This window comes from Neglectibacter sp. CSJ-5, from assembly GCF_032490475.1.
GTDB classification, from domain to species: domain Bacteria; phylum Bacillota; class Clostridia; order Oscillospirales; family Acutalibacteraceae; genus Hominenteromicrobium; species Hominenteromicrobium mulieris.
Window position 1 is genome coordinate 107273 of the sequence record NZ_JAVYJC010000005.1, and the last position, 17954, is coordinate 125226.

Annotated in this window: 18 protein-coding genes; 11 read left to right on the forward strand and 7 right to left on the reverse strand. The window is 53.6% G+C overall.

The genetic code is table 11. The features are described from left to right. Positions 1–257: 257 nt before the first annotated feature. The 6 genes from R2K26_RS11375 to R2K26_RS11400 form a co-directional block, all read right to left on the reverse strand. Positions 258–1463, reverse strand: a complete 1206-nt coding sequence (locus tag R2K26_RS11375) for an L-serine ammonia-lyase, iron-sulfur-dependent, subunit alpha (protein WP_316521222.1) — start codon at positions 1461–1463, stop codon at positions 258–260. A 23-nt stretch (positions 1464–1486) separates the two neighbouring features. Next, positions 1487–2197: a PHP domain-containing protein gene (locus tag R2K26_RS11380; RefSeq protein WP_316521225.1), complete on the reverse strand. Its 711-nt coding sequence runs from the start codon at positions 2195–2197 to the stop codon at positions 1487–1489. A gap of 18 nt (positions 2198–2215) precedes the next feature. Further along, positions 2216–2419, reverse strand: coding sequence for a DUF896 domain-containing protein (locus tag R2K26_RS11385; RefSeq protein ID WP_316521227.1), 204 nt, complete (start codon positions 2417–2419; stop codon positions 2216–2218). A gap of 23 nt (positions 2420–2442) precedes the next feature. Next, a complete protein-coding gene (locus R2K26_RS11390) occupies positions 2443–3843 on the reverse strand; it encodes an MATE family efflux transporter (protein WP_316521229.1) in 1401 nt (466 codons plus the stop codon). A 123-nt stretch (positions 3844–3966) separates the two neighbouring features. Continuing rightward, complete coding sequence (locus R2K26_RS11395; protein ID WP_316521231.1) at positions 3967–4650, reverse strand: HAD family phosphatase; 684 nt, start codon at positions 4648–4650, stop codon at positions 3967–3969. A gap of 125 nt (positions 4651–4775) precedes the next feature. Further along, complete coding sequence (locus tag R2K26_RS11400) at positions 4776–5402, reverse strand: DUF4358 domain-containing protein (RefSeq protein ID WP_316521234.1); 627 nt, start codon at positions 5400–5402, stop codon at positions 4776–4778. 203 nt (positions 5403–5605) lie between these two features. Between R2K26_RS11400 and R2K26_RS11405 the strand changes: the two genes are divergently transcribed. The 7 genes from R2K26_RS11405 to R2K26_RS11435 all read left to right on the forward strand — a co-directional run bounded on the left by R2K26_RS11405 (position 5606) and on the right by R2K26_RS11435 (position 11665). Continuing rightward, entirely contained in the window at positions 5606–6358 is a 753-nt protein-coding gene (locus R2K26_RS11405) for a hypothetical protein (protein WP_316521236.1), read from the forward strand. 153 nt (positions 6359–6511) lie between these two features. Then, positions 6512–7759: a 5-bromo-4-chloroindolyl phosphate hydrolysis family protein gene (locus tag R2K26_RS11410; protein ID WP_316521238.1), complete on the forward strand. Its 1248-nt coding sequence runs from the start codon at positions 6512–6514 to the stop codon at positions 7757–7759. A 47-nt stretch (positions 7760–7806) separates the two neighbouring features. Further along, on the forward strand, positions 7807–8958 hold the full coding sequence (locus tag R2K26_RS11415) for a toxic anion resistance protein (protein ID WP_316521240.1): 1152 nt from the start codon (positions 7807–7809) through the stop codon (positions 8956–8958). Positions 8959–9076: 118 nt separating this feature from the next. Continuing rightward, positions 9077–9637 (forward strand): LemA family protein, encoded by a 561-nt coding sequence (locus tag R2K26_RS11420; protein ID WP_316521242.1) that lies wholly within the window; start codon positions 9077–9079, stop codon positions 9635–9637. Between the two features lie 32 nt (positions 9638–9669). Beyond that, a complete protein-coding gene (locus R2K26_RS11425) occupies positions 9670–10659 on the forward strand; it encodes a TPM domain-containing protein (protein WP_316521244.1) in 990 nt (329 codons plus the stop codon). Then, positions 10656–11324, forward strand: coding sequence for an HAD hydrolase-like protein (locus tag R2K26_RS11430; RefSeq protein ID WP_316521246.1), 669 nt, complete (start codon positions 10656–10658; stop codon positions 11322–11324). The genes R2K26_RS11425 and R2K26_RS11430 overlap by 4 nt, the downstream gene beginning before the upstream one ends. Positions 11325–11536: 212 nt before the next feature. Continuing rightward, complete coding sequence (locus R2K26_RS11435) at positions 11537–11665, forward strand: hypothetical protein (RefSeq protein ID WP_316521248.1); 129 nt, start codon at positions 11537–11539, stop codon at positions 11663–11665. A 249-nt stretch (positions 11666–11914) separates the two neighbouring features. Here the strand turns inward: R2K26_RS11435 and R2K26_RS11440 are convergent, their stop codons facing one another. Continuing rightward, positions 11915–13282 carry a citrate/2-methylcitrate synthase gene (locus R2K26_RS11440; protein ID WP_316521251.1) on the reverse strand — a complete coding sequence of 456 codons (1368 nt, stop codon included), beginning with the start codon at positions 13280–13282 and terminating at the stop codon, positions 11915–11917. 217 nt (positions 13283–13499) lie between these two features. Between R2K26_RS11440 and spoIIP the strand changes: the two genes are divergently transcribed. The 4 genes from spoIIP to R2K26_RS11460 all read left to right on the forward strand — a co-directional run bounded on the left by spoIIP (position 13500) and on the right by R2K26_RS11460 (position 17953). Beyond that, positions 13500–14612 (forward strand): stage II sporulation protein P, encoded by a 1113-nt coding sequence (spoIIP, locus tag R2K26_RS11445; RefSeq protein ID WP_316521253.1) that lies wholly within the window; start codon positions 13500–13502, stop codon positions 14610–14612. A gap of 41 nt (positions 14613–14653) precedes the next feature. Beyond that, positions 14654–14944: a hypothetical protein gene (locus R2K26_RS11450; RefSeq protein WP_316521256.1), complete on the forward strand. Its 291-nt coding sequence runs from the start codon at positions 14654–14656 to the stop codon at positions 14942–14944. 354 nt (positions 14945–15298) lie between these two features. Continuing rightward, positions 15299–17179: a molecular chaperone HtpG gene (htpG, locus tag R2K26_RS11455; protein ID WP_316521259.1), complete on the forward strand. Its 1881-nt coding sequence runs from the start codon at positions 15299–15301 to the stop codon at positions 17177–17179. Between the two features lie 27 nt (positions 17180–17206). Then, complete coding sequence (locus R2K26_RS11460) at positions 17207–17953, forward strand: hypothetical protein (protein ID WP_316521264.1); 747 nt, start codon at positions 17207–17209, stop codon at positions 17951–17953. Position 17954 lies beyond the last annotated feature (1 nt).

A 17954-nucleotide genomic window follows, 5' to 3' on the forward strand; every position in this document is an offset into this window, starting at 1 on the left:
TATGTGTTCTTTTTAAGAGCTTGCTTTTTGCAAGCTCTTCGGGAGACCCCCTAATTGGGTCTCCCACGAGTAAACAGTCCACCGGACTGCTTAATAGCAATGCGAAGCATTGGTTTCTCCCAGTCCTGATTTTGGGTAAGCAAAAGGGTTTCGCTTTCTGCGGAAAGCGACCAAGGGCTTCACCCTTGGAACCTGACCGACTTTTTGAAAAAAGTTGGATCAAAAACTTTTAGACACGCTTTCACGTAAGCTTTGTGTTATTTCTTGCCCGTATAATACTTCGCAAGCCCGCCTTCGCCGGTTTCTCTGTATTTGGAGAACAAATCTCTGCCGGTCTCGTACATGGTGTTGACGACGACGTCGAACGAGATTTTTCTTGTATAGGTGAGGAAATTCGCAAGGCTCAGCGCGTTGATGGCGCGCATGGCGGCGACGGCGTTGCGTTCGATGCACGGAATCTGCACGAGTCCGCGCACGGGGTCGCACGTAAGGCCGAGGTGGTGCTCCATAGCGACCTCGGCAGCGTATTCAATCTGGTCTAACTCCATGCCGTGCAGCTCCGCGAGGGCTGCCGCCGCCATGGAACATGCGCTGCCGATCTCTGCCTGACAGCCGCACTCCGCGCCGCTGATGGAGGCGTTCGTCTTGATAAGATTGCCGATGATGCCGCCCGCCGCGAGCGCGTGGAGAATCTCGGTATCCGTAAAGCCGCGGCGTTCCTGCATATACAAAAGAACGCTCGGCAGCACGCCACAGGAACCGCACGTGGGCGCGGTGACGATGATGCCGCCTGCCGCGTTTTCTTCGCTGACGGCGTAGGCATAGGCGCACACAAGGCGGTTTTCGCGTGTTTCGGCGCTTTCATCGATATGGTTCTGGCGATAGAGCATTTTCGCTTTGCGCTGCACGTCTAAACCGCCTTTTAAGGTACCTTCGGTCTCTAAACCGCGGGTGACGGCTTCGCGCATGCAGCGCCAGACTTCCTTTAAATAGTCCCAAATCTCTGCGCCCTCGCACTCTTCCGCATACTGCCAAAGGCGCATGTGACGCGAGGCGCAGTAAGCTTTGATGTCGGCGAATGTGGAAAGCGGGTAAACGTCTGCGGGGGCGTCTTCCGTTTCGCCCTCCGAGAGAATTTTACCGCCGCCGACGCTCATGACGCGCTCAAAGCCGATCTCTTTGTCGTTTTCAATGGCGGTGAGCTCCAGCGTATTCGGGTGGGGGAGAGGTTTATCCGAAAGGTCGAACCGAATTTCCACCGGCAGCGGTGCAAAGGTCTTGACGAGAATGTCGTCCGTCAAGTGGCCTTTGCCCGTTTTGGCGAGCGAACCGTACAGAGTGACGAGAAAACGGTCTGCCTGCGGGTGTTTTTCTTTAAAGCGGCGTGCGGCGCGCTCCGGCCCCATGGTGTGGGAGCTGGAGGGGCCTGTGCCGATGCGGTAAAGTTCCTTGAGTGATTCCATGTGTTTTCCTTTCAGAAATCGGGTCAAATATCTTGCGGGGGCTGAATGACACCGTTGATGATGCAGCGGCCGTCGTGGCGAAACAGCGCGTTTGCAAGCTCTTTTTCGGTTTTGATGCGATACGGGAACGCCATGCCGGCTTTGCCGATGTTCGGCTCGTGCTGCTCGTGCGTATCGCCGCCGCTGGTGCCGTAAAGATGATTTTCTTTTGCAAAATCATAGCCACGGCTGTTGTCTTCGTCGGAGCTGCCGGCGTTGTAAATTTCGGCGGCGTCCAATAGCTCCGGCTGCGGGAGTACGTTGGGGTCGATGTACGGCGCACGGCGGAACGGATGCGCCTGCGAGATGAATCCGCCCGCTTCGTGCACGGCGTCACAATAGTCTTTGATGGGCGCGACGTCGATATTCGGGTGTGCGAGCAGAAAATCGAGATCGATGCCGTAGGTGAGCACCTCTTTGCCGGAGCCGTAGTGGTGCTCAAGGCCGAACAGAATATCGAAATCCTTATCCTTTGCCCAGTCCTTTACGCGCAGGTAGGCGTTCCAGTAGGCGCGGACCTTGTCTTCCCACGGCAGGGTTTTGTCGATGGCGGTGCTGCCCTGCAAAAAGTGATTTGTAAAGCACATGCCGGCGTAGCCGCGGTCATAATAGACCTCGGCAATGACCTCCGGCGGGTTGTGGCCGCAGCGGCTGCACAGGCTGTCGTGCACGTGCATCTCGTATTTATACAGCATAAGGATGCCTTCTTCCACTTATTTTTTCGGCTTTAATTTACGGCGCTCACCGTTCGGCTCTACGATGACCATGTTATCGAGCTGTGCACGCAGGTTTTTGCGGTAGGCTGCGATATATTCTTCGCGCAGAGCTTTGCGCTCTGCGGTCTCCGCTTCGGTGAGACCCTCGGTTTTTGCTTTCTTTGCGAGGGCGTTGATGCGGTCTATCTTGCTTTGTTCCATAATAAATTCTCCTTCATGTGGGATCAGTCAACGTCGGAAACCACATTGTTCGCCCAAATGCCCGAGCGCAGCAGGATGGAGCCGATGATGACCTTGATGATATCTGCAAACTGCACGAGCGCATAGATGCCGATGATGGACAGCGCTGTGTAGCGGCTGCAGAAAAACGCGATGGGCAGCGGGATGAGCCAAGTAAATACGCAGTCAAACAGAAACGTGATGAACGTTTTGCCGCCGGAGCGAATGGTGAAGTACGTGACATGCGCAAATGCCTGAATAGGCAGTGCTGCGCCGGCGACGAACAGAAGCTCGGTTGTGAGGCGCTGTACCTCCGGCGTGGTGTTGTAAATGAGCGGGATAAACGGCGCGGTGATGGCGATGAGCGCGCCAACGCCGATGTGCAGCACGACGGTAAAAAACAGAAGCTTATTATCCGTGCGCTTTGCTTCTTCAATCTCACCCGCGCCGAGCTGCTGGCCGATGATGATGGAAACGGCGTTGCCCATGGCGAACATGATGACGCAGAAGAGATTCCATACTGTGCCGGCAATGTTCGTGGCGGCGACGACGGTCAGACCGCGCGTGGAGTAGCTTTGGTTGATCATCGTGGTGCCGATACTCCAGAAGAGCTCGTTAAGCATGAGCGGCGTGCCGGTGAGGAGGATCTTTTTCACGACGGCACCGGGCAAATACAGGCTTTTATATAAGCCCTGTGCAAAAATAAATGTTTTTTCGCGGCGGTGGGTATGTATGATGAGATAGATTGCTTCGATATATCTTGCGATAACGGTGGCGATGGCTGCGCCGACGACGCCGAGGCGTGGTGCGCCAAAGCTGCCGAAAATGAGAATGTAGTTTAAGACAAAGTTTGTGACGATGGCGATGATGCTGGCGGTCATCGGGGATACGGTCTCGCCGGTTTCACGCAGAGTGCTGGAATAGCTTTGCGAGAAGCTGAACGGTATGAGACCGATCAGCATGACAAACAGGTAGTTTTTCGCTTCGGAAAGCGTTAAGACGAGGTCGCCGCCGGATTCGCTTTCCGAGAGGAACAGCGAAATGAGCGGGTTATTGAAGAACAGAAGCGCGACGATGGCGATGACGGCCATTAAAACGCTGAAAATGAGCTTGAAACGCAGCGCAAAGCGCACGCCCTTGTGGTCGCCCTTGCCGTAGAACTGCGCGCCGAAAATGGACGCGCCCGCGAGGCCGCCGAAGATGGTGAGGTTAAAGACGAACAAAAGCTGATTGACGATGGCGACACCGCTCATGGATTCGGTGCCGAGGCGGCCGACCATGACGTTATCGAGCAGGCTGACAAAGCTTGTGATGCCCTGCTGCACGATCATCGGGATGATGAGGCGGATGAGGTTTGCGTAAAACTCCCGGTCGCCGATGAATTTTTCTTTGTATTTTTTGAACATAACTCCTCCAAAATATCCTAAAGCTTGATTTTTAAAAATTTATATCATCAAAACAGAGCTTCGCGTGACACGGCTGCGTGCGTCTGTTCTGTTCCCAAAAGAAAACCGTCCGTTTGACGGTTTTTATCGGTCTTCGGGCGGCAAAAGCTCGCCCAAAAGCGCTGTGTAGTCTGTGATGCAGCGGTCGCAGAGCTTTTGAAGCGCTATGCGGTCGCCTTCTTCCACAGCTTCGCTCAACACGCCGATGACCGAAAAGCCGGCGGCTTTTGCCGTTTTGGCGGCGTAGAGCGCGTCTTCAAACACAACGGTCTCATGCGGGGCGGCATTTAAATCGGCCGCGCACTTTAAATAAATATCCGGGTGCTCTTTGCTTTTGCCGATGGTGGTGCAGCTTTCGATGACGGAAATGTACGGCGACATATCAAGGCGATCGAACGCGGGCCTTAAGGACGCAATGTCCGAGGCGGTTGCGACGGCTGCGGGAATATGGCGCTCTGAGAGCGCTTTTAAAAACGCCGCCGCGCCGGTGATCTCGGGCACTTCTTTGGCGTAGCCCTCGCGGGCGAGTGCGATGATGCCCTCATGAATTTCCTCAACGGTGCCCTCAACATGGAGTACATCGTGGTAATACTTGGCGCATTGCTCAAGCGAGAGGCTGTTTAGGGTGCGGAACAGATCGTCGGGTGCTGCGATGCCCATTTTTTCGGCGAACGCGAACGTGAGTTTATTCCACATGGGTGTGCTGTTTAAAAGCGTACCGTCCACATCAAAAATGGCGGCGCGGATCTTTTCGGAATCTTTGAACATGAAAGCTCCTTTCAAAAAGGCGGACAAAAAAGCCCGCCCACGTGCATATACATTAGAAGTATACCACGCAGGCGGGGGTATTTCAAGGATATAAGGGGCGTTTTATGGAGCTTTTCGACACAAAATTACTCCATGCCAATGACCTTTTTAATGGCGTCTATGCCGTGTTGTACTTCTTTACCGAAGGCCTCTGCCATGCCTTCGCTGCTTTCACCGCTCGTTTCCGGCTCGCCGAGCAGAAGGAAGAATACGTAATCGCCGTCGGCGTAAATTTCGGCGGCCTCTATTTTGTCTTTGCTTGCGGTGAAATCTTCATCTGCAAGCAGGCGCTGCTTATAAGCCGCGAGTTTCTCTTTGACTTCGTCCGTTTTGCCTTCTTTGACTTTTACGGCGATGAACGTATCCGGGTGGGCCTTTTGCGCGGTGGTTTCGGCGTAGACCTCTTCGTAAAGCGAGTCGTCCATGCCGAGCTCTGAGCGAATTTCATCTTCGGTCAGTTTCGTATCGGGATAATATTTGTCGCCATAGGCTTCACGCAGGGCATCGCGGAAGGCGGAAAGGCCGAGCGCGGTCTCCGGCATAACGGAAGTGTCGTTCGGGGATTCACTCACATCCGGGGAAGGCGACGCAGACTGCGCGGGCTTTTCACTTGCGGCAGATGAGGAGGACGAGCTTTCGGTCGTTCGGCTTGCGCAGCCCGTGAATGAAAGCACCAAGAGCAAAGCAAGCAGAGCGGGAAAAATTCTTTTCATATCGGATCGATCCTTTCTACAAAAATAGCGTGCGCGGCGGTATGCCGCGTTACCCATAGAATGCCCGCCTTTTTGCGGAATAAACGCCGAAAACGATGCGTTTTCTTCGGTTTGCCGGAAATGATTGAAAAGTTCAAGCTTTTATAGTATACTGTGAACAAAGCGGCTGAAAACAGCACGTTTCGCATTTGGAGGTGGGAAGTATGGCGCGGCATCAGGCTGCGGAACGGGAGAAAAGCGTCTCGGTTTTGGCATCGCTGCTTCCGTTTTTATCGGTTTTATACAGTGAATTTATTTTTGCATATTTTGCGCATATGCCCATAACGCCCGTGAAGGTATGGATGGCGCTGGGACTTGGCGGCGTCGCGCTGGCGCTTTCGCGCACGACGCCGTTAAAAGGGCTGAACTTTCTGCTTTTAACCGTGTGGACGGTGGGCCTTTGGGGCTTTACGTTCGTGCAGTTTTTATACCGGCAGATGTTCGGCGTCTGCATGGGACTGAAGGCCGGTATAAAAGGGCTGGAATTTTTAGCCGGGCTTGTGCAGATCATCGGGCAGAATTGGCTTTTTTCGCTTTTGATGATTGTGGTGCCGGTGCTGCATTTTACGCTGACGCGTAGCCTTTTAAAGAGACGCGTGAGTGTACTGGGCAAGCTTACGGGTGCAAACTGGATGGCCCCGCTCGGCGCGTGGCTGCTTTCTGCAATCCTGATTTTCGCGGGCGTTGTGCTCGGTCTGCGCGGCACGGCGGGCGAGCCCTCCGACCGGCAGCTTCTAATGACGCGTTTTGACGCGGAGGCGTCGTTACAATCCTTCGGCGCGGCACCGGAATTCTTGCTGGATGTAAAGTACAACGTGCTGCACATAGCGGGTGAAGAGACGGTGGAATATTACCTTGTGCAGGACGGAAAAGATCCCGTGCAGGTAACGCCGACTCCCGCGCCGGAAAATTCCTAAAAAAACTCTGAAATTCACCCGGAAGTTCTTGACCCGGGTTTCAGAAAAACGTACAATAATGGAGTAAAGTCGAATAAGTAGGCGTGTTCCGGCTTTGTCGGGACACACCACAGCAAAAATGGAGATTTATGAAGTATTACCGTTAGAAAGGCGGTGCCAAAAACGAACACACAAAATCCGAACGAACAAAACAGAAACGCGAATACGCCGAACGGCGCGAATTACACGAACCCGCTCCAAAACGAGTTTGAAAACTCCGCAACGTACCGCGTTATCCACAAGGTGGGCGACAAGGTGACGGAGAGCGTGAATAACCTCGATGGGGAGAAGATTTCCCGCGAGGTGCAGGGTGCGGTGAACGGCGTTGTAAACGAAGTGAACCGTGTGGCGGAGACCGTAAACCGCAAGTTTAACACGAACGCGCGGACAAATTATCAGTCGCCGCAGGGGCAGAATCCGGACGGTACGTACCACTATTCCTACACGCAGACGGCGTACTCGAATTACAAGCGCCCGAATACAAACCCGAATCAGGCTCCGAGCAGCGCGCCCGGCGGACCGTATAATCCGCCGCGCGGCACAGCGCCGCGAAATACCGTTTCGCAGAACGGTGCGCCCGTGCAGCAGCCGAAAAAAGCGCCGCGCAAGCAGGACATGATTGAAAAGTACAAGCCCTCAAACGGCCGCTATTGGCTGACGGGCATCGTGTGTATGCTGTATGCGCTGAACGGCCCGCTTTACCGCTGGCAGGACCTCATCACGTTTGTTGTGGTGGGTGCGGCGGCGTTTTTCATCGGCGGCAAAATTTTCAAGGGCAAAAAGTATTATGTGCCGGCGGAATCCGTACAGCCGGAGAAAAAGCCCGAGCCCGAAAAGAAGCCGGAGCCGAAAGCGGAGCCGCAGAAAAAGGTCTCCACCGGCGATCCCGAGGTGGACAAGATCATTGAGGAAGGCTACAAATATCTGCATGAGCTGCGCGACGTGAACATCCGCATCCCGGATGAGGTGATGACAAAGCGCATTGACCGCATGGAAGTGGCTTCTGCCGATATTTTTGCGTATATCGCGGAGCACCCCGAAAAAGCAGCGGAGATCCGCCGGTTTATGAACTACTATCTGCCGACAACGCTGAAGCTTCTGAACAGCTACGATAAGCTGAGCCGCCAGAGAGTGAAGGGCGAGAACATTCAAAAGACGATGTTTGAGATTGAAGGCATGATGGAGACGATCGCGGGCGCGTTTGAAAAGCAGCTGGATAGCCTGTTTGATGACGATGCGCTGGACATTGCGGCGGACATCAGCGTGATGGAATCCATTTTGAAGCAGGAGGGCCTTTCCGGCGAAGACATGAAAATGCCGGGCCTTGACCCGAACGACACAAGCAAAACACAGACAAAGTGATTTTTGACCGTGTGACGCACACGGTGAATATAAGGAGGACGAACAACATGAGCGACGTGAAATTGACCTTAGAGCCCGAGCTGGAGACCCCCGCCGGCATTCCTACCCTGACGCTGGACGGCGTGGAGGAAGAAAAGCCCGTAGCCCCTGAGAAAAAAGAAGAGGAACAGCCCGAAGTACAGCTTACGCCCGAAGAACAGAAGGTCGTAGACGACTTTGCGGAAAAAATTGACATTACAAGCTCTGCGCTCGTGATGCAGTATGGTTCCGGCGCACAGAAGAAAATTGCAAACTTCTCCGACACGGCGCTTGCAAATGTGCGCACGAAGGACCTCGGCGAAGTGGGCGATGAGATCGCGAACCTTGTTGTAGAGCTGAAAAGCTTTGATGCGGGCGAAGAGGAAAAGGGCTTCCTCGGCTTCTTTAAAAAGCAGGCAAACCGCCTCGATGGCATGAAGGCGCGTTACGACAAGGCCGAAGTGAACGTGAATAAGATTGCGTCTTCCCTTGAGGGCCACCAGGTGCAGCTGATGAAGGACATCGTGATGCTCGATAAGCTGTACGAAACGAACCTTGCGTACCACAAAGAGCTTTCCATGTACATTCTGGCGGGCAAAAAGCGCCTGAAAAGAGAGCGCGAAACGACGCTGGAAGAGCTGAAAGCAAAAGCACAGCGCTCCGGCCTGCCGGAGGATGCGCAGGCGGCAAACGACTTTGCACAGCAGTGCGACAGCTTTGAAAAGAAGCTGCATGACCTCGAGCTGACCCGCATGGTTTCCGTGCAGATGTCGCCGCAAATTCGTCTTGTGCAGAACAACGACCGTTTGATGGCGGAGAAAATTCAGTCCACCATTGTGAACACCATTCCGCTTTGGAAGAGCCAGATGGTATTGGCGCTTGGCGTGGCGCACTCTGCAGATGCGGTGCGCGCACAGCGTGAAGTGACCGATATGACGAACGAGCTGCTGCGCAAGAACGCAGAGAAGCTGAAGATGAGCACCATTGAGACGGCGCGCGAATCCGAGCGCGGCATTGTTGACATGGAGACGCTGCGCCAGACAAACCAGTCGCTCATCTCGACACTCGATGAAGTTGTGAAAATTCAGGAAGAGGGCAAGACCCGCCGCCGCGAAGCGGAGCAGGAGCTCGGCCGTTTGGAAAACGAGCTGAAGCAGAAGCTTTTAGACATTCGCGCGTAAATAAAGAGAACACCGGCCGGGTTGTGCTTGCAGTACTGCCCGGCTGTGCGTTTATAGACTTTAGATTTGCGTGTCATGGATTTGCATGTAGACAGAAAAAAGCAGAAAGGAAATTTTTATGAAAAAGAAAAACGATGGCGTAAAAGCCGTGGGCCGTGTTTCGGCGGTCATTGCGATGGTGGTGTTAATTTTGGCGGCGATCCCAGTCGGCGCGTGTATATCTTTGTCGCGCGAGCGCAACAATGTGACGGCGGAATATTACGGCTCCGACGACGTGTACGGCGTTTTGGACCAGGTCTCGATGATGGTTTCCGAAGCATCGAATCTGGTGACGGTCGCGGAAAAATACAGCGAGACGGATTTGACGCTTGTAGATGCCGTGCGTACCGCGCAGAACGCGGTGAAAAAGGCCGAGCGCCCGGCGGACAAGTACGCAGCTTTAAACGACCTGACGACGGCGGTGAAGGCGATGTATCGCCAGATCAAGAATATCGACATGAACGAGGAGGACGCAACGTACCGCGAATCGCTGATGTCGAACTACAATTCCGACTTGGATTATCTGATGCGCGACGATTACAACGATAAAGCCGCCGCATTCAACGATGCGCTGCACAATTCGCCTGCGTATGCACTGGCGAAGCTGGTGGGCATCGGCGACGTGGAGCTGTTCGCGTAAAAGTTTGAAACGGACAGGGAAAGGAAATGCTTATGACAAAGACCGTACATCCTGTTTTGAAAAAGACGGGCGCTGTGCTGCTTACGGTGCTGGTGCTCGTACTTGTGGCGGTGCCGGCATTTGCCGTGGCGTTGCCGGATGCCCCGACGGGCTATGTGTATGACGGCGCGAATGTGCTTTCGTCCTCGACGGAAAGCTATATTGAGCGCACGGGCAGCGCGCTTGCCGAAGCCTGCGGCGCGGAGGTCGTGGTGGCGACCGTGGATTTCACCGACGGCGAGGACATTGCCGATTATGCGTATGACCTCTTTAACAAGTGGGGCATCGGTGACAAGAAAGCGAATAACGGTCTCTTGATTCTGCTTTCTATCGGTGCGGAGGATTACTACGCCGAGCCGGGCGTGGGGCTGACCGATGTTTTTACCGGCGGCGTGCTGGACGCGATGCTGTATGACTACCTTGAGGACGATTTTGCCGCGAAAGAGTACGACAGCGGCGTGAAAAAGGTCTACGCCCGCGCGGTGGAGATTTTGGAAGACCACTACAATGTCTCGTATTCCACGGGTACAACAAACAACGCGAATGCGAACACCAATTATAATTATGCGAATAATAATACATCCGGCGGATTTTTATCCGGGGTTCAAAATGTTTTTTCGCAAGCGAGACGTGTTGCGGTTACCCGGATAATACGTTTTGTTTTCATCGTTCTGTTTGTCATTTTGATTATTGCGCTGAGCGTGCTGCGTCCGCGCAGACGGTATTACCGCAGAGGTTGGGGCGCGCCGCCCCCGCCGCTTCCGATGGGCGGCTTCTGGCGCGGACCCCGTCCGCCGCGCGGCCCGGGCGGTCCCGGATTCGGCGGCCCGAGACCGGGTGGATTTAGCGGCTCGCGTCCCTCGGGCGGTCCCCGTCCCGGTGGCGGACGCTCCGGCGGCTTTGGCAGCGGCCGTTCGGGCGGCGGTGCGCCGCGCGCAGGCGGAGGCTCCACGCATGGCGGAGGTGCAGGCAGAAGAAGATGAGTATTTGGGTTTTGTTTGATTTAGACGGCACCCTTGTCGACAACAGCGAGGGCATCACGAAAAGCACGCAGTTTGCGCTCGACAGCTACGGCTATCCGAACCAGCCGATGGAGACACTGAAAAAGTTCATCGGTCCGCCGCTGCATGAATCCTTTATGGAATTCTACGGCTTTTCCAAAGAGCAGGCGTTTGAGGCGGTAGACCGCTACCGCGTGCGCTACAAAGAAAAAGGCGTGTACGAAAACCGTCTGTATCCCGGCATGAAAGAACTGTTGGAGGCGCTGAAAAGCGCAGGTGTGAAATTGAGTGTTTCCACCTCAAAGCCGACGGTGTTCACGGAGAAGATCTTGAAGCAAAACGGGATCTTTGAGCTGTTCGACCAGATTGTCGGCGCGAATCTCGATGGTTCCATGACGGATAAGACCGAAGTGATGCAGGAGGCCATGCGCCGCGCAGGCGGAAAGGAAAACAATACGTTTTTCATGGTCGGCGACCGAAGCTTTGATATGATCGGCGCAAAAAATTGCGGCGTACCGGGCATCGGCGTGTACTTCGGCTTTGCGGAACCCGGCGAGCTGGAAGAAGCGGGCGCGGATTACACCGTGGAGACCACGGAAGAACTGAAAACATTGCTGATGAAGCTTGTGACGGAAGCCGAGAATTGAAATCTGGTGACACTCCGTTCGCTTTTTGATAGAGTGTAGTTAAGAAGAATAAAATGACTTTGCGGGGAAGAAAATTACCGCACGGTGCTCGTTTTGCAGCTGAATAATGTGTCCGTTACGAAAGACGATGAGATCACCGTGTCCGTGAACGACTATCTCAATCCTTTCAGCCCGCAGGATGGCGTGGAGTACACGCGGAAAGAGAAAGTGTGATGCCGGAATATGTCGTCACGGTGATGAGCTCGCCGCAGACGGTGACGGTTCCCGTTTGGGTGATCGGATTGGCGGGTTTGGTGATTGCTTTTATCATAGTTTTTGTAAGAAAAAAGCGCGCAGCTTGAGGGCTGTGCGCTTTAATACTATGTTTCATTTTGAAGAACTCGCGTGGCGAGTTCTTCAAGAAACCCCTTGATAGGGTTTCTTACGGCGGAAACGTCCACTGGAAGTTTCCGCCTATCTTCCTGATCTATGGTAGGCAAAAGAGTTTCGCTTTCTGCGGAAAGCGACCAAAGGCTTTGCCTTTGAAAACTACCACCTTTGAAAAGGTGGACGAAATTTTATTCGTCGCTTCGCTAAGGTTGCCGGAAGCTTTAGGTTTCGCTTTCCATACCCGGAAACGCGCGCTCGGGGTGGATGGCTTTATACGCCGGGCGGATGATTTTACCGGCATTGATGAGCTCTTCGATGCGGTGGGCGCTCCAGCCGGCAATTCTGGCGCAGGCGAAGATGGGTGTATACAGCTCCATCGGCAAATCGAGCATGCTGTAAATGAAGCCGCTGTAAAAGTCTACGTTTGCGGAGACGCCTTTATAGATGCGGCGCTTTTCGGCGATGACCTGCGGCGCGAGCCGTGCGACGCGCATGTATAGTCCGTACTCGTCCTCACGGCCTTTTTCTTTGGAAAGGCCCTCTGCAAAGCGCTCCATGATGCGTGCTCTGGGGTCGGAGACGGAATACACGGCGTGGCCCATGCCGTAGATGAGCCCGGCGTTATCGAATGCTTTTTTATCAAGCAGGCGGGTGAGGTAATCGCAGATTTCATTCTCGTTCGTCCAGTCCTTGACCTGCTCCTTCATGTCACTAAACATGCGTACGACCTTGATGTTCGCGCCGCCGTGCTTTGGGCCTTTTAAAGAGCCGAGTGCCGCGGCAATGGCGGAATACGTATCCGTGCCGGAGGACGACACGACATGTGTTGTGAACGTGGAGTTGTTGCCGCCGCCGTGCTCTGCGTGCAGCATAAGCGCGATGTCGAGCACCTTGGCTTCCAGCGGGGTGAACTGTTTATCGGAACGCAGGATGCGCAGAATATTTTCGGCGGTGGTAAGCTCCGGCTTCGGCTGGTGAATGTAAAGACTTTTGCCGTCGTGATAGTGGCGGTACGCCTGATAGCCGTAGACGGAAAGAAGCGGAAAAATGGCGATGAGCTGAATGCACTGGCGCAGCACGTTTGGGATGGAGATGTCGTCCGGGGCGTCGTCATAGGAATACATCGTCAGCACGCTGCGGGCGAGGGTGTTCATCATGTCGCCGCTCGGTGCTTTCATGATGATGTCGCGCACGAAATTTGTGGGTAATGTGCGGTAGAACGAAAGCTGTTTGATGAACCCGTCAAGCTGTTCTTTACTCGGCAGTTCGCCGAAAAGGAGCAGGTAGGCGGTCACTTCAAAGCCGAAGCTGTGATCAGAGGGCATGCTGCGGACAAGATCTTCAATGCTGTAACCGCGGTAGAAAAGCTGCCCTTCGCAGGGGATTTTCACGCCGTTTTCCATGCGGCTGGAGCGGATCTCCGAAATATCGGTAAGGCCGGTCAGAACGCCGTTGCCGTTAATGTCGCGCAGGCCGCGTTTTACGTCGTATTTTGTATAGAGCTCCGGGTCAATCTTACCGTTTTTCACGCAAAGATCGGCGAGGGCTTCCATTTCGGGGGTGATTTCTGAGTATACGGATCTAGCCATGCAGTCCATCCTTTCTTCGTTTCCCGTTTGGGGTTCTGCGAGTTTTTTAAAATCGTTCAAAACTAAGAATGATATATTTTATTATAGCATATTGGTGCTGTGTGAAAATGTCGAATTTGTGAATTTTCCGCGTCCGAACCGTGTACATGTGCATAATTTTGTATGCCGTATCATAAGCATGATAAGACGGATATGCCACACAAATGGAGGCAGTGCGATGCGAAAGGAACGGATCGGCAAAATCGGATACAGAATTTGCGCGGTGCTGGCGGCGGCCGTGTCACTTTGGTGCATGGGGGATAATTTATGGCCGGTTGTAAAGGAAAACGGCGCGGCGTGGGCGCTTAGGGCGGCGGGCTTACAGGCGGCAACAAGCCAAGAAGTGCCGCAAGCGGAAGCATCGCCTGCGCCCCAAAAGGAGGCCGTAAAAGAAACGGAGCCGGAAGCAACATCGCTCCCCACGGCGACACCTGTGCCCGTACAGGAGGAAACAGACACGGAGCTGCCCGTACTGCCGGCGCCGACACCTGACCCGGAGCGTGAAACGGCAGCGGTCGCCGCGACCTTTATGGGCGGAGGAGAAGAGATAAACGGCTTTTTTGTGAAGGATACTTCGGACTCGGGGCTTGATTTATCGGAAGAAATTTTAATTGACCCCGATGTGCACGTGAAGCGCGACGGCTCGCCGGTGGTGCTGTTTTACTCCACGCATACGTCAGAAGCGTACTTGCAGTATGAATCGGACTGGTATTACCGCGACGAGAGCTTTCGCACGGAGGAAGAAGAAAAAAGCGTTGTGGCGGTGGCAAAAAGGGCGAAAGACGTGATAGAAGCGGGCGGGTTCGGCGTGATCCACGACACGACAAGGTTTGACGAGACGTATTCCGGCAGCTACCAGCGCTCAATGGATGCGATGCAGGAAAATTTGCTGAAATACCCCACGATACAGATCACCGTGGATGTGCACAGAGACGCGTTCGGTGAGGAGGACGACGGCACACGGTATAAGCCCGTGGCGGAGGTGAACGGAGAGAATGCCGCGCAGATCATGATCATGGCGGGGTGTGACCTTTCGGAAGACCCGCTGTTCCCGGATTGGCGGGAAAACTTGCATTTGGCCTTGCGCTTGCAGCAAAAAGGCGATTTATTATATCCGGGGCTGTTTCGACCGCTGTTTTTCGCGCAGAGAAACTACAATATGCACGCCACGCACGGCTCGCTTTTGGTGGAGGTCGGCACAGAGGTGAATACGCAAAGGGAGGCGGACTACGCCGGAAAGCTGCTGGGCGAGACGATTCTGGCGGTTTTAAACGACATAGCGGAGGAATAGCGGAAAACGGACGGGGCATACTGCATGCGGAGGTGTTTTGCATGCGCAAATGTGTGTGTTCCCGCGCGTTTTTGATGTCGTTTTTCTGCACCGTGCTGGTGCTGCTGTTCGTGTTCGGTATGCTGATGGTGGACGCCGAGGGAAGACGGCTGAGCTTTAATGACAACGCCCCGCCGGCGGAAATGCTGTATCAAGCGGACGGTAAGGCATTTTTGAAAATCAACGCGTTTGAGCTGGACGCGAGAATCCCCGTGACCGGGGCAGTGAAGGTGTGGCGGTTCTTTGAAAAGTTCTTTTGTTTGCCGCAGAGTTCTGACGGCGAGCATGGTTAAAAGTCTTTAGTCAAGTTTTCTTCGAGAAAACTTGCGGATTCTCAAGGCAGAGCCTTGAGTCGCCATTCACAAATGGCGAAATCCTTTTGCCTACCCAAAGATCAGGAAAATAGAAAAATCGTCCGGTGGACGATTTTTCGTAAGAAACCCTATCAAGGGGTTTCTTAAAAGGCGGCAATGCCGCCTTTAGAAAAAATAGTCCATGCGAAATTTAAATTTAAGCCGTTCTTTTTTTAACCAAATTAAAATTGTTCGTGATTTTTTAACAAATATATAGTATAGTTGTTAGAAAGAGAACGCGGGCGGATGAATGCGCGATTTTGATGCCCAAAATGAAAAAGAGGTAGAATTTGCATGGCAAAAAAACAGTTTAAAGCGGAGTCTAAAAGACTTCTTGATCTCATGATCAACTCTATTTATACCCATAAGGAGATTTTTCTGCGCGAGCTGATCTCCAACGCGAGCGACGCGATCGATAAGCTTTATTATAAATCCCTGGCGGACGGCGCTACGGGACTCAATCGTGACGACTTCCAGATCTTCCTTGCGGCGGATAAGGACAGCCGCACGCTGCGTATCCGCGATAACGGCATCGGCATGACGCAGGAGGAGCTTGACCAGAACCTCGGCGTCATCGCAAAGAGCGGCTCGCTGAAATTCAAGTCTGAAAACGAAAAGAACGAGGATATCGACATCATCGGTCAGTTCGGCGTGGGCTTCTATTCCGCGTTTATGGTCAGCGACCACGTGCGCGTGGAATCCAAGGCGTACGGCGCAGAGCAGGCGTATTGCTGGGAGTCCGACGGCGCGGACGGCTATACCATCCGCGAGTGCGAAAAGGCTGATCACGGCACCGAGATCATTTTGCATATCAAAGAGGACACCGAGGAAGAAAAGTACAGCGAGTTCCTCGATACATACCGCATTCGTTCGCTCGTGAAGAAGTATTCCGATTATATCCGCTACCCCATCCGCATGGAGGTCGAAAAGACCCGTGCGAAGGAGGGTACGGAGAACGAATATGAGCACTACTTTGAGGTGGAGACCCTCAACAGCATGGTGCCGCTGTGGAAGAAGAATAAAAACGAGATCACGGCAGAAGAATACAACAGCTTCTATAAGGAGAAGTTCTACGATTGGCAGGACCCGCTGAAGGTTATCCATACCTCCGCAGAGGGTACAGCGACGTATAACGCACTGCTGTTTATCCCTGCAAAAGCGCCGATGGATTATTATTCGAGAGACTACGAAAAGGGTTTGCAGCTGTATGCTTCCGGCGTGCTCATTATGGAAAAGTGCGCAGACCTGCTGCCGGATTACTTCGGCTTTGTGAAGGGCCTTGTCGATTCGCAGGATCTGTCGCTGAATATCTCCCGTGAAATGCTGCAGCACGACCGTCAGTTAAAACTTATCGCGACGCGCATTGAGAAGAAGATTGCGTCGGAGCTTAAATCCATGCTGGAGCACGACAGAGAGAACTACGAGAAGTTCTTTGAGAGCTTTGGCTTGAGACTTAAATTCGGCATGTACGAGAACTACGGCATCAACAAGGATAAGCTCAAGGATCTTGTGCTGTTCCGCTCCTCCACAGGCAAGATGCGCACGCTGAAAGAGTACGTTAAGGACATGAAGGAAGACCAGACCTGCATTTACTACGCGGCAGGCGAGACCCCGGAGCGCATTGCGCATCTGCCGCAGACCGAAGCCGTGCTTGACCGCGGCTACGAGGTGCTGTACCTTACGGACGATGTGGACGAGTTCGCGCTGATGGTGTTGCAGGAGTACGAAGGCAAGAGCTTCAAGAACGTTGCGGCGGAAGACGCACGCGTGCAGACCGAAGAAGAAAAGCAGGCTGCCGAAAAGCAGGCGGAGGAAAACAAGGCTCTGCTTGAGAAGATGAAGACGATTCTCGGCGAGCGTGTAAAGGACGTGCGCGTTTCGACGACACTTAAAAATCACCCCGTGTGCATCACGACGGACGGCGCGATCTCCATGGAGATGGAGAAGGTGCTAAACTCCATGCCGGGCGCGGAGCAGAAGGTGAAGGCCGAGCAGATATTTGAGTTCAACACCGAACACCCGGTGTTTGAGGTGCTGCGCCGCTTTGAAAATGACGAAGACAAGCTGAAAAAGTACACCGAAGTGCTGTACGATCAGGCGCTGCTTATTGAGGGTCGCTCCATTGAAGACCCGGTTGCTTACGCAAACAACGTCGCGGAGCTGCTTGCACAGTAAAAAATATCCCCATTAGGAGGACGGGCTATGAAGCCGAAAAGAAAACGGGACTTTACCGGCATGTTCATCATGGCGGTGCTGCTGAGCTTTATTCTGCCGCTTGGCTACCTTGTAGTACGTATTGTGTCGTACGGCGGCGGGACGGAGGAAGTGCGCAGCCGCGAAGACTATGTGCTGATGCTTTTGCAGTGCCTTTTGGGCATTGCTGCCATTGTGCTGCCGCTGCGGCTCATTCGGCAGAAAACGCTGCAGATCCCACGCATGATGCTGGTTTTGTACATTGCGTTTTTGTACTGCGCGATTTTCCTCGGCGAGGTGCGAAGCTTTTACTACGCCGTACCGCAGTGGGACACGATTCTGCACACGATGAGCGGTGCAATGCTGGGTGCGCTTGGCTTTTCCATGATTGCGATTTTCAACAATGCGGAGCGCATACCGTTGAATCTTTCACCGGTGTTCATCGCCGTATTTGCGTTTTGCTTTGCGCTTGCGCTGGGCGCGGTGTGGGAAATTTATGAATTCACGATGGATTCCGTTTTCGGCACCAACATGCAGAAATATATGCTGGATAACGGCACGGTGCTTATTGGGCAGGCAGCCTTGCAGGACACGATGAAGGACATCATCGTGGACGCCATCGGCGCACTGGTGATGAGCACCGTCGGCTACATTTCCCTCAAGTACAAAAAGGGCTGGGTGGAAAAGCTGACGATCCGTTTTCACGTGAAAAAGCCCGAAAAAAACGGGAAAACCAAAAAGGGAAAGGATGAATGAG

Excerpts from the sequence above, each read along its gene's own strand:
- R2K26_RS11385 (WP_316521227.1), bottom strand. The coding sequence starts at position 2,419 with ATGGAACAAAGCAAGATAGACCGCATCAACGCCCTCGCAAAGAAAGCA.
- R2K26_RS11425 (WP_316521244.1), top strand. The coding sequence starts at position 9,670 with ATGACAAAGACCGTACATCCTGTTTTGAAAAAGACGGGCGCTGTGCTG.
- R2K26_RS11375 (WP_316521222.1), bottom strand. The coding sequence starts at position 1,463 with ATGGAATCACTCAAGGAACTTTACCGCATCGGCACAGGCCCCTCCAGC.
- R2K26_RS11420 (WP_316521242.1), top strand. The coding sequence starts at position 9,077 with ATGAAAAAGAAAAACGATGGCGTAAAAGCCGTGGGCCGTGTTTCGGCG.
- R2K26_RS11430 (WP_316521246.1), top strand. The coding sequence starts at position 10,656 with ATGAGTATTTGGGTTTTGTTTGATTTAGACGGCACCCTTGTCGACAAC.
- R2K26_RS11390 (WP_316521229.1), bottom strand. The coding sequence starts at position 3,843 with ATGTTCAAAAAATACAAAGAAAAATTCATCGGCGACCGGGAGTTTTAC.
- htpG (WP_316521259.1), top strand. The coding sequence starts at position 15,299 with ATGGCAAAAAAACAGTTTAAAGCGGAGTCTAAAAGACTTCTTGATCTC.
- R2K26_RS11415 (WP_316521240.1), top strand. The coding sequence starts at position 7,807 with ATGAGCGACGTGAAATTGACCTTAGAGCCCGAGCTGGAGACCCCCGCC.
- R2K26_RS11400 (WP_316521234.1), bottom strand. The coding sequence starts at position 5,402 with ATGAAAAGAATTTTTCCCGCTCTGCTTGCTTTGCTCTTGGTGCTTTCA.
- R2K26_RS11405 (WP_316521236.1), top strand. The coding sequence starts at position 5,606 with ATGGCGCGGCATCAGGCTGCGGAACGGGAGAAAAGCGTCTCGGTTTTG.
- R2K26_RS11380 (WP_316521225.1), bottom strand. The coding sequence starts at position 2,197 with ATGCTGTATAAATACGAGATGCACGTGCACGACAGCCTGTGCAGCCGC.
- R2K26_RS11440 (WP_316521251.1), bottom strand. The coding sequence starts at position 13,282 with ATGGCTAGATCCGTATACTCAGAAATCACCCCCGAAATGGAAGCCCTC.
- R2K26_RS11460 (WP_316521264.1), top strand. The coding sequence starts at position 17,207 with ATGAAGCCGAAAAGAAAACGGGACTTTACCGGCATGTTCATCATGGCG.
- R2K26_RS11435 (WP_316521248.1), top strand. The coding sequence starts at position 11,537 with ATGCCGGAATATGTCGTCACGGTGATGAGCTCGCCGCAGACGGTGACG.
- spoIIP (WP_316521253.1), top strand. The coding sequence starts at position 13,500 with ATGCGAAAGGAACGGATCGGCAAAATCGGATACAGAATTTGCGCGGTG.
- R2K26_RS11395 (WP_316521231.1), bottom strand. The coding sequence starts at position 4,650 with ATGTTCAAAGATTCCGAAAAGATCCGCGCCGCCATTTTTGATGTGGAC.
- R2K26_RS11450 (WP_316521256.1), top strand. The coding sequence starts at position 14,654 with ATGCGCAAATGTGTGTGTTCCCGCGCGTTTTTGATGTCGTTTTTCTGC.